22 protein-coding genes are annotated in these 10374 nt (G+C 66.3%); 21 read left to right on the forward strand and 1 reads right to left on the reverse strand.

The genetic code is table 11. The features are described 5' to 3' along the window. Window positions 1-20: 20 nt before the first annotated feature. The 21 genes from G481_RS0113515 to G481_RS0113615 all read left to right on the forward strand — a co-directional run bounded on the left by G481_RS0113515 (window position 21) and on the right by G481_RS0113615 (window position 10081). Window positions 21-239, forward strand: coding sequence for a helix-turn-helix transcriptional regulator (locus tag G481_RS0113515; RefSeq protein ID WP_051294529.1), 219 nt, complete (start codon window positions 21-23; stop codon window positions 237-239). Continuing rightward, entirely contained in the window at window positions 236-439 is a 204-nt protein-coding gene (locus G481_RS0113520) for a hypothetical protein (protein ID WP_028030516.1), read from the forward strand. The genes G481_RS0113515 and G481_RS0113520 overlap by 4 nt, the downstream gene beginning before the upstream one ends. Further along, window positions 436-774 (forward strand): hypothetical protein, encoded by a 339-nt coding sequence (locus G481_RS0113525; RefSeq protein WP_028030517.1) that lies wholly within the window; start codon window positions 436-438, stop codon window positions 772-774. The genes G481_RS0113520 and G481_RS0113525 overlap by 4 nt, the downstream gene beginning before the upstream one ends. Then, window positions 771-1007, forward strand: coding sequence for a hypothetical protein (locus G481_RS0113530; protein ID WP_028030518.1), 237 nt, complete (start codon window positions 771-773; stop codon window positions 1005-1007). Before G481_RS0113525 ends, G481_RS0113530 begins: the two co-directional genes overlap by 4 nt. A gap of 14 nt (window positions 1008-1021) precedes the next feature. After that, window positions 1022-1690, forward strand: a complete 669-nt coding sequence (locus G481_RS0113535) for a helix-turn-helix domain-containing protein (RefSeq protein WP_161630526.1) — start codon at window positions 1022-1024, stop codon at window positions 1688-1690. Between the two features lie 14 nt (window positions 1691-1704). Continuing rightward, window positions 1705-1923 carry a helix-turn-helix transcriptional regulator gene (locus G481_RS23805; RefSeq protein WP_035026036.1) on the forward strand — a complete coding sequence of 73 codons (219 nt, stop codon included), beginning with the start codon at window positions 1705-1707 and terminating at the stop codon, window positions 1921-1923. A 52-nt stretch (window positions 1924-1975) separates the two neighbouring features. Further along, the gene (locus G481_RS0113545) at window positions 1976-2257 is read left to right on the forward strand and encodes a hypothetical protein (protein WP_028030520.1); all 282 of its coding nucleotides are present in this window, start codon (window positions 1976-1978) and stop codon (window positions 2255-2257) included. Window positions 2258-2383: 126 nt separating this feature from the next. Continuing rightward, window positions 2384-2644, forward strand: a complete 261-nt coding sequence (locus G481_RS0113550) for a DNA-binding protein (RefSeq protein WP_425402463.1) — start codon at window positions 2384-2386, stop codon at window positions 2642-2644. Between the two features lie 78 nt (window positions 2645-2722). Next, a complete protein-coding gene (locus tag G481_RS23810) occupies window positions 2723-3922 on the forward strand; it encodes a phage portal protein (RefSeq protein ID WP_035026038.1) in 1200 nt (399 codons plus the stop codon). Then, window positions 3909-4298: a hypothetical protein gene (locus tag G481_RS0113560; protein WP_028030522.1), complete on the forward strand. Its 390-nt coding sequence runs from the start codon at window positions 3909-3911 to the stop codon at window positions 4296-4298. Before G481_RS23810 ends, G481_RS0113560 begins: the two co-directional genes overlap by 14 nt. After that, window positions 4298-5818: a phage major capsid protein gene (locus G481_RS0113565; RefSeq protein ID WP_035026041.1), complete on the forward strand. Its 1521-nt coding sequence runs from the start codon at window positions 4298-4300 to the stop codon at window positions 5816-5818. The genes G481_RS0113560 and G481_RS0113565 overlap by 1 nt, the downstream gene beginning before the upstream one ends. A 12-nt stretch (window positions 5819-5830) precedes the next feature. Continuing rightward, window positions 5831-6214 (forward strand): hypothetical protein, encoded by a 384-nt coding sequence (locus G481_RS0113570; protein WP_028030524.1) that lies wholly within the window; start codon window positions 5831-5833, stop codon window positions 6212-6214. Then, window positions 6214-6573: an HNH endonuclease gene (locus G481_RS0113575; protein ID WP_028030525.1), complete on the forward strand. Its 360-nt coding sequence runs from the start codon at window positions 6214-6216 to the stop codon at window positions 6571-6573. The genes G481_RS0113570 and G481_RS0113575 overlap by 1 nt, the downstream gene beginning before the upstream one ends. Further along, the gene (locus G481_RS0113580; protein ID WP_028030526.1) at window positions 6570-7046 is read left to right on the forward strand and encodes a hypothetical protein; all 477 of its coding nucleotides are present in this window, start codon (window positions 6570-6572) and stop codon (window positions 7044-7046) included. Before G481_RS0113575 ends, G481_RS0113580 begins: the two co-directional genes overlap by 4 nt. Window positions 7047-7049: 3 nt before the next feature. Then, window positions 7050-7505, forward strand: a complete 456-nt coding sequence (locus tag G481_RS23815) for a hypothetical protein (RefSeq protein ID WP_051294530.1) — start codon at window positions 7050-7052, stop codon at window positions 7503-7505. Window position 7506: 1 nt separating this feature from the next. Further along, a complete protein-coding gene (locus G481_RS0113590; protein ID WP_028030527.1) occupies window positions 7507-7842 on the forward strand; it encodes a head-tail connector protein in 336 nt (111 codons plus the stop codon). After that, window positions 7842-8264: an HK97-gp10 family putative phage morphogenesis protein gene (locus G481_RS0113595; protein ID WP_028030528.1), complete on the forward strand. Its 423-nt coding sequence runs from the start codon at window positions 7842-7844 to the stop codon at window positions 8262-8264. Before G481_RS0113590 ends, G481_RS0113595 begins: the two co-directional genes overlap by 1 nt. Further along, complete coding sequence (locus G481_RS0113600) at window positions 8261-8677, forward strand: DUF3168 domain-containing protein (protein ID WP_028030529.1); 417 nt, start codon at window positions 8261-8263, stop codon at window positions 8675-8677. Before G481_RS0113595 ends, G481_RS0113600 begins: the two co-directional genes overlap by 4 nt. A gap of 51 nt (window positions 8678-8728) precedes the next feature. Further along, window positions 8729-8998, forward strand: coding sequence for a phage head completion protein (locus G481_RS23820; protein WP_051294531.1), 270 nt, complete (start codon window positions 8729-8731; stop codon window positions 8996-8998). Window position 8999: 1 nt separating this feature from the next. Continuing rightward, entirely contained in the window at window positions 9000-9437 is a 438-nt protein-coding gene (locus G481_RS0113610) for a phage terminase small subunit P27 family (protein ID WP_028030530.1), read from the forward strand. Continuing rightward, the gene (locus G481_RS0113615; protein ID WP_028030531.1) at window positions 9437-10081 is read left to right on the forward strand and encodes a terminase large subunit domain-containing protein; all 645 of its coding nucleotides are present in this window, start codon (window positions 9437-9439) and stop codon (window positions 10079-10081) included. The genes G481_RS0113610 and G481_RS0113615 overlap by 1 nt, the downstream gene beginning before the upstream one ends. Here G481_RS0113615 and G481_RS0113620 read toward each other — a convergent pair. Then, a partial coding sequence (locus G481_RS0113620) for an integrase core domain-containing protein (RefSeq protein ID WP_028030532.1) occupies window positions 10082-10374 on the reverse strand: 293 nt, incomplete at its 5' end.

Consider the following 10374-nt stretch of genomic DNA (forward strand, 5'->3'; position numbering starts at 1 on the left):
AACGAACCATCGGGGGGCACATGACCACGCTGGCGAATGACGCGCAAGCCCCCCTGCCCCGCATGTTGCCCTCGGGCGCGGTGCGCACGATCTGCGGGGGTGTCTCCAAGGTGACCCTGCACCGCTGGATGAACCGCCCCGAGCTGGGCTTTCCCAAGCCCATCACCATCGGCCAGCGCAACTACTGGCGCGAGGCCGACGTGATGGCCTGGCTGAACGCGCGCGAGGTGACTGCATGAGCGAACTGCATGATCACATCCGGCAACAGGCCGATGCCGCCGAGCTGCTGGCCCGCATCATCGACACGCTGAACATCGCGATCGACTTGCCCGATCGCAGGGACTTCATGTTGCGACTGATCGAGGAAGCGCAGGAAATCGGCCATTCGCTGGCTGATAACCTTGGCTGGGACATGCTTCCGAAAGGTGGTGCGGAATGACGATGGATCATCTGCCCACTGCCCTGCGCATCGACTGCGTCGGCAGCGCCGCGCAGGACGCAAGCAATATCGCCGATCTGGTCGATACCCTGTTCGCGGGTCAGGACTGGCCCGCTGACAGCATCGTTCCCGGTTCGCTTTGTGCAATCTCGGACATGCTGCGGATCCTCGCATGGAACCTTGGCAGGCTGAATGAAGCCCAGCTGCGGCAGCGGTCGGCGCAGGTTCCCGTAGTGGCCCACTCGGATGACCCCAGCGCCACCCGCCCCCGCGCCGGCTTTGCGCAGAATGCCGACTGGCTGCCCCCGGTCTCTGACACATGGGTGATGCCATGAGCGCCGCCAAGCTGTTGTTGACGCTGGATGGCCGGCACTCCGAAGCCTATCTGGCCTATAGCATCGGGATGCTGGTTAAAACCGCGCGTCATGCCCTGGCATCCGTGGAGTGCATTGACCTCGACGAAATCGAAGCCCGAGACCACAGCGTTGCCGAAACCCTGGCGATTGCCGAGGCCCTGGTCTGTGTCCTGCACGAGGCGGTGGCTGGGCTGGGTGCCGACGGTCAGTAATGCGAGGCTTCGGCGTGGATCGTGGCTTCGTGGGTGGCGAAATACCGCTTCATATCTGGAGCGATGACAAGGCGCGTTTCCGGTGGCTGGAGGCCATCCGGGGGCGTGGCGCGCTGTCACCGATGGCGCGCCTGTTGGCGCATGAACTGGTCCTGCGACGTGCGAACTACAAGACCGGACAATGCAACCCGAGCCCCACAAAACTGGCAGAAGACCTCGGCTGTTCGGTCGATACGATCAAGCGGTCGATGGCCGATCTGGTCGAATCCGGGTGCATCCGGCGCCTGTCAAAGGGGCCGGGATCCGGGCGGACTGCCAGCATTGTGTTCCTCTTCCAAGCAGAAATCGTGCCGTTTCCGTCCCAGAAAAAGGGGGCAAAAATGCCCCGTTTAGAGCAAGAAAAGGGGGCAGAAATGCCCCCAATCGACGAGAAAAAAAGGGGGCAAATCTGCGTAAAAAAAGGGGGCAAAAATGCCCCCCAGAACCATAGAAGAGAACCATACACACGCGCGCACGCGCGAGGCGGCGACATTCAGACCGAGGCGCAGGCCATCGCTGACCGCCTGTCGGCTGGAGAGAACATCCCGGCGTTCAAGGTCACCAAGACCCTTGCCCGGGAAATCGTCAGACTCGGCCGCTTCACCGAAGACGAGCTTTGGCGGAAGTGGCAGATCGAATGCTGAGAAAGGAACGGCATATGCCGAACGTCTACACGAAGATCCCGGCCGATCCCGATCGGCTGATCGGGCTGCCCCAGATCGCTGCCATCTGCGGGCTGAGCGCACCGACGCTTCGGCGCATGGCGCAGGAGGGGACCAACGCAATTCCCGTGCGCCGTGTCGGCGGGCGCTGGTGGGCATCGCGCAAGGCACTGGCCGCATGGGTCGAGGCCCAGACCGGCCGGCAACCCCAATAGCCATGTCCGAATTCCGGACACGGACACCAAACCAAATTTCAAGGGAAAGCCGATGAAACAGGAAGACAGGGCTGAGCTGCTGCGGCGCCTCGATGCCGAGGCGAAGGTTGCCGGGGACGCGGTGGCCGAGGTGATCGGGCAGTTGACTGTGCAGGGGCTGGACCCCTTCGCCATCCTGGCCGGTGCCCATGCGCAGATCGTGGTTGGCATGGCCATGGTCTGGGGTGATGAGCTGGCGGCGCAGCGCCTCGAAAGCGCAGCTGGTCGGCTGCGCAATCCGCCAACGGTCGAGGATGTGGCGCTGGCGATGGTGGCGCCAGCCGGAACGGCCTGACCCGGGGGGTGGTTCTGGACTTTGCGCCCTGGCTGGGGACCGGCGCGGGGAACCAAGCGCGATAGAGGGCCGAAATAGGCTTTTTATCAATGAGTTATGAAGATTGACGGGCAAGGAGACGGGGAAGTGGGCTTCGAAATGGGAAAATTCCAGAAGGCGGATGCGGACAATCCGCCCCTCGATCGCAGGCGCGCGGATGAAGTGCTGGAGCCGAACCGGCCGATCTGGGGGCTGGAGGAAATCGGCAAGGTGCTGGGGCTGTCGGTGAACAAGTGCCGCGAACTGGCCAAGGATCCCCGGGTGCCGATCTACAAGCCCGAGGGCAGCGGCCGCCACTTCGCCTACAAGTCCGAGCTGGTGGCGTGGTTGCGCGCCGCGAAAATCTGACGGGCAGCACGACTTTGGAGGACTTTGTAGGTTTCTGGAGGGTGACGACCACGGCGGGCAGCGCGCATAAACTGGTCTATGCGTATCTGGCCCTTTTCCCGCAAGGCTTCCGAGCCTGAAACCAAGTCCCTGACCACGGCAGGATCGTGGGAAGAGCTGTTCGGCGTGGCTGCCCCGACCGCTTCCGGCATCGCGGTCAGCGCAGGCGAGGCGCTGCGGGTGCCGGTGGTGGCAAACGCGATACAGCTGATCAGCGAGGCGGTGGCCTCGCTTGACGTGATGGTGAAGCGGATCGAGGGCGGCGCGGAAATCGACGTGCCCGGCCATCCGGTTCTCGCCCTTCTGCGCGATGAGGCGAACGAGTGGACCAGCGGGTTCGAGTTGATCCGCCAGATCGTCGCGGATGCCCTCATGTCCGACCTGGGCGGCATGGTCTGGGTCAACCGGGTGGGCGACGAGCCGCGCGAGCTGCTGCGCTACCGCGCCAACCTGATCTTCGATCTGGACACCGACAACGGCGAACGGCGCTACCGGCTGGGCGGCCGGGTGATCCCGGCGCGCGACGTGATCCACCTGCTGCCGCCGCTGGGCCGTGCCCCGCTGTCGCTGGCGCGCGAGGCCATCGGAATCGCGGTGGCACTGGACCGCCACGCGGGGCGGCTGTTCACCCGTGGCGCCCGCCCGAGCGGCGCGCTGATGATGCCGGCGGGGGTGAAGGAAGAAGCCATCAAGGCCGCCCGCGCGGCCTGGCGCGCCGCCCATGAAGGCGAGGATCAGGGCCGCACGGCGATGCTCTACGATGGCATGACGTTCCAGCCTTTTACCTTCGCTTCCACCGATGCGCAGTTCCTCGAGAACCGCCGGTTCCAGATCGAGGAAATCGCGCGGGCGTTCAACATTCCGGCGCCGATGGTGGGCGATCTGAGCCGGGCCACCTGGTCGAACAGCGAACAGAAGGGCCGCGAGTTCCTGAGCTACACGCTGGAGCCGTGGCTGCGCGGGCTTGAAGGCGCGCTGCGCCGGGCGTTGTTCTCGGATGCCGAGCGGGCAACCCATGTGATCCGGTTCGATCGTGACGACCTGACCCGCGCCGATCTGGCGACCCGCGCCACCACGATCAACAGCCTGATCGCCAGCCGCACGATCAACCCGAACGAGGGCCGCGACTGGCTGGGCCTGCCCCCGCGCGAGGGCGGCGACGAGTTCCTGAACCCCAACATTTCCCAGACCCCGGCGACCCCACCCGCCAAAGAGGACCCGACCGATGGAACTGCATGAGATCGAGGCCGAGGCGCAGGACCACGACCGGGGCCGCGACTTCGACCTTCTGGATCCGGTGACGGGCAAGGGCGTGGGGATCACCCTGCGCATTGCAGGCCCGGACAGCGCCACGCAAGCGCGCGCCCGTCTGAGGATGATGGACGAGCTGGCCGAGGCCGCCGACGATGCCGGAATGGTCAACGCAGCCGCCCGCGAGAAGGCGCGGCTGAACAGCCTGGCCGCCTGCGTTCTGGGCTGGAACGTGCGCGAGGCGGGCGAGCCGGTGCCCTTCACCCATGGCAACGTGCTGCGGCTTCTGCGCGCGGCCCCGTGGGTGCAGGCGCAGGTTGACAGCTTCGCGGCCGACCGTGCCGCCTTCCAGGGGCTGCGCTGATGGACCGGCTGGAAATCAAGGCGCAGTTCGCCGTTACCGAGGATGGCACGATCGAGGGGCTGGCCTCGGTGTTCGGCACCCCCGATCGGGGCGGCGACGTGGTTCATCGCGGGGCCTTTGCGGGCGCTTCTTTCCCCATCCCCATGCTGGCCAGCCACGACCAGAAGGACGTTATCGGCGTCTGGAATTCGGGCGAAGAGACCCCGGAAGGCCTGCGCGTCAAGGGTCAGATCACGGTCAGCGTCCAGCGCGGGCGCGAGATCCTCGACCTGATCCGGGCCAAGGCCATGGGCGGGCTTTCCATTGGCTACATGGCCACCAGCAAGACCCCGCGCCGTGGCGGCGGGCGAGACCTGCACAAGATCGACCTGTTCGAAATCTCCGTTGTCGCCATACCGATGCACCCCGGCGCGCGCATCACGTCAGCAAAGGAACACCCCATGACGGAAAAGACCGAGACCCCGGACATTGCGGCGCTGGAAGCCAAGATGGCCGACCTGGAGAAGAAGGCCGACACCACGGCGCTGGTGGCCCGCCTCGACAAGCTGGAGGCCAAGGCGAACCGGCCGCAGGGCGGCGCGGATGATCCGAAGGAGCCGACCGCCGAACGCAAGGCCTTTGCCGCCTATCTGCGCCTTGGCGATGCCATCACGGCCGAGGAACAGAAGGCGCTGAACCAGTCCAGCGATCCGCAGGGCGGCTATCTGGCGCCGGCCGAGCTGTCTTCGGAAGTGATCCGCGATCTGGTCGAGTTCTCGCCCATCCGGGCGGTGGCCGATGTGCGCGGCACCACGGCACCCTCGACCATCTACCCCACGCGCGGCGACAGCACCAACGCCCGCTGGGTGGGCGAGACCCAGGCCCGCACGGCCTCGACAATCACCTTCGGGCAGAAGGAAATCGCGGTGAAGGAACTGGCCACTTATGTGGACATTTCCAACCGGCTGCTGGCCGATGCGCCGCAGGCCGAAACCGAGGTGCGCAGCGCGCTGGCCGAAGACTTCGGCAAGAAGGAAGCCACGGCCTTTGTCTCGGGCGAAGGCGTGCTGGAGCCTGAGGGCTTCATGGTCAATGCCGACATTGCCTATACGGCGAACGGCCATGCGGCGAACCTGTCGGCCGATGCGCTGATCAACCTCATGTATGCGATGCCCGCGACCTATCGCAATGCGGGCGCCTGGGCGATGAACGGCACCACGCTGGCCACGGTCCGCAAGCTGAAGGATGGCGACGGCCGTTTCCTGTGGCAGCCGTCCTATCAGGCCGGGCAGCCCGAAATGATCCTCGGCCGCCCGGTGGTCGAGATGGTGGACATGCCCGATATTGCCGCCGACGCCTTCCCCATCGTCTATGCCGACTTCAAGGCCTACCGCATCCTCGACCGGGTGGGCCTCGACGTGCTGGTCGACCCCTACACCCAGCGCACCAATGGGATGACCCGGATCCACGCCACCCGCCGGGTGGGCGGGGGCGTCCTGCAGGCCGCCCGGTTCCGCAAGCTGAAAATGGCCACCTCGTAAGGAGCAACCGCCATGCGTGATCTGTATTCCAACATCGCGGCCACCCTGGCGCTGGCCCCTGCCGTGCAGGCGGCGGCCGCCACGGGTGCCACCATCGACCTGCAAGCCGCCCGTTCGGTGGCCTTCGTGGTCAACACCGGGGCCATCGAGGGCGATGGTGACTTCGGGGTGACCATTCAGGAAAGCGACACCACGACCAGCGGCGACTTTGCCGATGCGGCGGCTGCGGTGATCGACACCGACGCCCCGGACACGCTGGAGGCCTCGGCGAGCTATCGCCTCGGCTATCGCGGGTTCAAGCGCTATGTGCGCCTGTCGCTGACCAAGGCCGGCGGCACCAGCATCGCGGCCGGCGCCGTGGCTGTGACCGAACCCCTGACCCGCCCGGTGGCCTGATGCCCACGGCCGCGCCCAAGGTCTGCGCCTGCGGCAAGGTGGTGCCCCCTGGCGGGCGCTGCCCCTGCCGGGCCAAGGCCGATGCAGAGCGCAAGGCGCGGTTCGACAAGACCCGCCCCAGCGCCACCGCGCGGGGGCTGGGCGCTGACTGGCGCAAGCTGCGCGCGGCGCATCTGGCAGCGCATCCCCGCTGCTGCCGCTGCGGGGCGCCTGCTGCCGAGGTGGATCACGTCGTGCCCCGCCGGGAAGCCCCCGATCGGCGGCTTGACCCGACCAATCTGCAATCCCTCTGCACCCCCTGTCATTCCGGCGCCAAGCAACGCGAAGAGCGCCGCCAGTTCGGGAGAACACCCCAATGACCATTTACGCGACGAACGGCGCCAAGCTCTATATCGGCGGGGCGCTGGCGGCCAAATCCACCGACTTCGTGCTGACGGACTTTGCCAGTCAGACCTGGGTGGAAGTCGGCGAGACCGAGGGCCTTGGATCGGTCGGCGATGCCTCGGCGGAAATCACCTTCGACGGAATCGCGGCGAACCGCACCCGGCGCCTGAAAGGCACCCGAAACGCCGGCACCATGGAGGTTGTCTGCGGCATCGACTATGACGATAATGGGCAGATTGCCTTGCTGGCAGCCGAAAAGACCATCCACGATTACGCCTTCAAGCTGGTGCTGAACGATGCCCCGCCGGCCGGCACCCCGTCCGAGCGCTACTTCGTCGCCAAGGTCGGCAGCGCGGTGGAAGCCTTCGACACGGCGAACAACGTGATGAAGCTCAACGCCTCGCTCTGGGTGAACAGCAACGTGGTCAAGGTCAACGCGGCGGCCTGATCCATGCTTTACCCCGTCGCCGGCAGCCGCATCTTCATGGCCGATTTGCCCGGGTTCGAACCGAGCGCGGTGCCGTCTGGCGCCTGGGTGGAAATCGGCCAGGCCGAGGCTTTCGGCACGCTGGGCGGCACATGGCGCATGACCGACCTGGAACCCGCGCTGAACTTCCCTGACGGCCTTCCCGCTATGTCGCATCTGAAAACCTACATGGAGCGGCCGGTGATGCAGATCGTTCTGGGCAATGACCCGACCGATGCCGGGCAGGCGCTGCTGTGGAATGCGTGGCGTGCGTTGGAAGCGTTCCCGTTCCGCATCGTCTTTCCCGACGGGGCGACCCGGCGCAGCTGGTCGGCGCTGGTGATCGACCTGCAAGAGGTGTTCGACACGGCGAACAGCGTGATCAAGGTGCAGGCCAGCCTGCGCCCGGTCTCGGAAATCCTGCGCAGCGAGGCGCCCTGACATGGCCTATGTCACGACCGACCAGATCCGCGATCACCTGTCCCTGACCGATGACATGGCCACGGCCAATGCCGCGCTGCTGGCGCGCAAGCTGGCGGCGGCGCAAGGCCATGTGGAACGGATGCTGGGCTATACGCTGGCGGCCCGCTTCATCGACCCCCAGGCCGAGCCGGTGCCGGATGATGCGCGCGAGGCGTTCCCCGCACCCTTGGGCGAGGCGATCCTTCAGCTGGTCGCCTGGTGGTTCGAGAACCGCGAGACGGCCGGGCCTGGCGCGCGCGAGCTGCCCTTTGGCGTGCGCGAGCTGATCACCGAATACCGGGACTGGAGCTTCTGATGGCGAACGATGGCGGCCTTGCCAGTTTCCAGCGGCGCATGAGGGCGATTCCGCAGGCGGCGCGCGAAGCCGTGCAGCCGACACTGGTGCGCGAGGCGGAAAAGATCGCGGCCACCATGCGCCACCTTGCCCCCGACGATCCCGCGACCCCCGCCCCCGATCTGAAATCCAGCATTGCAGTCACCGGGCCGGGCCAATCTACGCCACCCTATTCCCAGCCGGGCGGCGCGATGGTGGTGCCCGAAAACGCGGTGGCCATCACCGCAGGCAACACCGATGTGCGCTATCCTCATCTGCAAGAACACGGCACCAGCAAGCACGCGGCGCAGCCGTTCTTCTGGCCGGCCTTCCGGCTGCATCGCAAGAAGGCCCTTGCTGCGATCAAGCGCGGCATCGGCAAGGCCGTGAGGGAGGCAAGATGAGCGCGGAACTGGCGGTGCAGGTGGCGCTGCGGGCGCGGCTGATCGGAACCCCGGCCGTGGTCGCACTGGTGCCGGCGGCGGCGATCCTCGACACCGGGCAGCGGCCGGCGCTGTTCCCGGCCATCATCCTGGGCGAAAGTCAGGCGGTGGACGAAGGCGACAGCATCGCCCGTGATCGGCTGCGGGTTTACCATACCGCCCATGTCTGGACCCGCGAAACCTCGCTGCAAGGCGTCAAGCGCATCTGCGGCGCAATCCGCGCGGCGGTTGCTGTGGGGCGCCTCGACCTTGGCCCGGGGTTCCATTGCGCCGATCTGCGCGTGTCTTCCATGCGGCAGATGCGCGACCCGGACGGCGAAACCTCGCATGGCGTGGTGACGATCGAGGCGCTGGTGAAGGAGCTGGCGCCATGACCGCCGGGCAGCGCAAGCACCTGATCACCGTGCAGGAAGGCCCCCGCCAGCCTGGACGCGGCGGGCACCCCCTCGATGACCTGGACCGACAAGGCGCGCCTCACGGCCGAGATCGTGCGGCAGGGCACGACCGAGTTCATCCGCGACTTCGGCGCGAGCGATGAAACCGTGATCGTGTTCCGCACCCTCTGGCCGGGCGAGATCACCACGGCCGATCGGGTGCGCCATGCGGGGCGCAGCTTCAACATCCGCGAGGTGGTGCCGCTGGGGCGCGGCTTTGCGCTGGAGCTGCGCTGCATCGCCTTCAACGGGGTAGACTGACATGCGCGGCGCCAAACCGGAAATCCGCCCCGACCTGGACGCGATCCTTGACCTGACGGCGCCCGGCTGGCTGTCGGCGGATGCGCGCGAAGAATGGGACCGGGTGGTTCCGGTGCTGTCCGCGCGCCGCATCCTGACCCTGGCCGACCTTGGGCAGGTGGAAAACTACTGCATGGCCATGGGGCTGGCCCGCGAGATGGAGCGCGAGATCCAGCGCCTGGGCGCGGTGCAGAAGGTCTACAAGATCGACAAGGACGGCGAAGCCCTGCTGGTCGGCATGAAGCGCAATCCGGCCATCGGCATTCAGTCCGACGCCATGACGCGGGCGCGGCTGCTGGCGGCGGAACTTGGCTGCACCCCTGTTTCCCGGTCTCGGCCAACGGTCGAAGATACCGAAGGCCAGCGCGATCTGTGGTCCATCATTCCCGGGGGTGGCTGATGCTGCGCCCGGCCTGGATTGATGATGGCAGCGAAATCCCCGATCCTCTGGGGCATGGCGAGGCGGCGGTGCAATGGCTGCGGATGCTGCGTCACCCAAAGAGCCGCCTGCCTGGGCGGGCGCTGTGCCTCGACCCATGGCAGGAACGCATCATCCGCCGCATCTATGGCCCGCGCCACCCGGACGGCAGCCGCATCGTGCGCCGCGTGGTGCTGCTGTTGCCGCGCGGCAACCGCAAGACGGCGCTTTGCGCGCTGATCACCCTGCTTCATCTGATGGGCCCGGAACGCGGCTTCGGCAATCGGGTGTTCTCGGCCGCTGCCAGCCGGGAACAGGCGCGCGAGCTATACCGGGAAGCGGCGCTGATCGTGACCGGCGATCCGCAGCTTGGCCGCTATCTGTCCATCAAGGACTACACCTCGGAAATCCTCTGCGGCCGCATCGGATCGTCCTATCGGGCGCTGTCTTCCGAGGGCCTGTCGCACCATGGTCTGACCCCCAACGTGGTGATCGCCGATGAACTGCACGTCTGGCAGGGTCGGCCGGGGCTGAACCTTTGGGAGGCCCTGACCTCGGCGCTGGTGAAGGTCTCGGAAACCCTTCTGAACCGCCCCGGGTTTACCGGAGGGTGGTTTGTTCAATGACTAGGCGACCATATCGAGTGTGTTCAGGTTTGCATAGAACGCCTCCTCTGCTTCTGCGGGCGGGATGTATCCGATGGGTCCGAGCAGGCGACGGTTGTTATACCAATCGACCCACTTCAGGGTTTCCCATTCGACTTCGCGCATCGATTTCCAAGGGCCGATCTGGTTGATGACTTCGGTCTTGAACAGGCCAATCACGCATTCGGCCAGCGCATTGTCGTAGGCGTCACCGACGGTGCCTGCTGAAAGGTCGATTTCGGCTTCGGCCAGCCGTTCAGTGTATTTGATCGACA

It is taken from the genome of Gemmobacter nectariphilus DSM 15620, assembly GCF_000429765.1.
Lineage (GTDB): Bacteria > Pseudomonadota > Alphaproteobacteria > Rhodobacterales > Rhodobacteraceae > Wagnerdoeblera > Wagnerdoeblera nectariphila.

What these genes read in the sequence shown, in the direction of transcription:
- G481_RS0113600 (WP_028030529.1), top strand. Translation starts at nt 8,261, where the DNA reads ATGAGCGCGGAACTGGCGGTGCAGGTGGCGCTGCGGGCGCGGCTGATC.
- G481_RS0113595 (WP_028030528.1), top strand. Translation starts at nt 7,842, where the DNA reads ATGGCGAACGATGGCGGCCTTGCCAGTTTCCAGCGGCGCATGAGGGCG.
- G481_RS0113575 (WP_028030525.1), top strand. Translation starts at nt 6,214, where the DNA reads ATGCCCACGGCCGCGCCCAAGGTCTGCGCCTGCGGCAAGGTGGTGCCC.
- G481_RS23815 (WP_051294530.1), top strand. Translation starts at nt 7,050, where the DNA reads ATGCTTTACCCCGTCGCCGGCAGCCGCATCTTCATGGCCGATTTGCCC.
- G481_RS0113520 (WP_028030516.1), top strand. Translation starts at nt 236, where the DNA reads ATGAGCGAACTGCATGATCACATCCGGCAACAGGCCGATGCCGCCGAG.
- G481_RS0113565 (WP_035026041.1), top strand. Translation starts at nt 4,298, where the DNA reads ATGGACCGGCTGGAAATCAAGGCGCAGTTCGCCGTTACCGAGGATGGC.
- G481_RS0113615 (WP_028030531.1), top strand. Translation starts at nt 9,437, where the DNA reads ATGCTGCGCCCGGCCTGGATTGATGATGGCAGCGAAATCCCCGATCCT.
- G481_RS0113580 (WP_028030526.1), top strand. Translation starts at nt 6,570, where the DNA reads ATGACCATTTACGCGACGAACGGCGCCAAGCTCTATATCGGCGGGGCG.
- G481_RS0113560 (WP_028030522.1), top strand. Translation starts at nt 3,909, where the DNA reads ATGGAACTGCATGAGATCGAGGCCGAGGCGCAGGACCACGACCGGGGC.
- G481_RS23810 (WP_035026038.1), top strand. Translation starts at nt 2,723, where the DNA reads ATGCGTATCTGGCCCTTTTCCCGCAAGGCTTCCGAGCCTGAAACCAAG.
- G481_RS0113545 (WP_028030520.1), top strand. Translation starts at nt 1,976, where the DNA reads ATGAAACAGGAAGACAGGGCTGAGCTGCTGCGGCGCCTCGATGCCGAG.
- G481_RS0113610 (WP_028030530.1), top strand. Translation starts at nt 9,000, where the DNA reads ATGCGCGGCGCCAAACCGGAAATCCGCCCCGACCTGGACGCGATCCTT.
- G481_RS0113525 (WP_028030517.1), top strand. Translation starts at nt 436, where the DNA reads ATGACGATGGATCATCTGCCCACTGCCCTGCGCATCGACTGCGTCGGC.
- G481_RS0113530 (WP_028030518.1), top strand. Translation starts at nt 771, where the DNA reads ATGAGCGCCGCCAAGCTGTTGTTGACGCTGGATGGCCGGCACTCCGAA.
- G481_RS23805 (WP_035026036.1), top strand. Translation starts at nt 1,705, where the DNA reads ATGCCGAACGTCTACACGAAGATCCCGGCCGATCCCGATCGGCTGATC.
- G481_RS0113590 (WP_028030527.1), top strand. Translation starts at nt 7,507, where the DNA reads ATGGCCTATGTCACGACCGACCAGATCCGCGATCACCTGTCCCTGACC.
- G481_RS0113515 (WP_051294529.1), top strand. Translation starts at nt 21, where the DNA reads ATGACCACGCTGGCGAATGACGCGCAAGCCCCCCTGCCCCGCATGTTG.
- G481_RS0113570 (WP_028030524.1), top strand. Translation starts at nt 5,831, where the DNA reads ATGCGTGATCTGTATTCCAACATCGCGGCCACCCTGGCGCTGGCCCCT.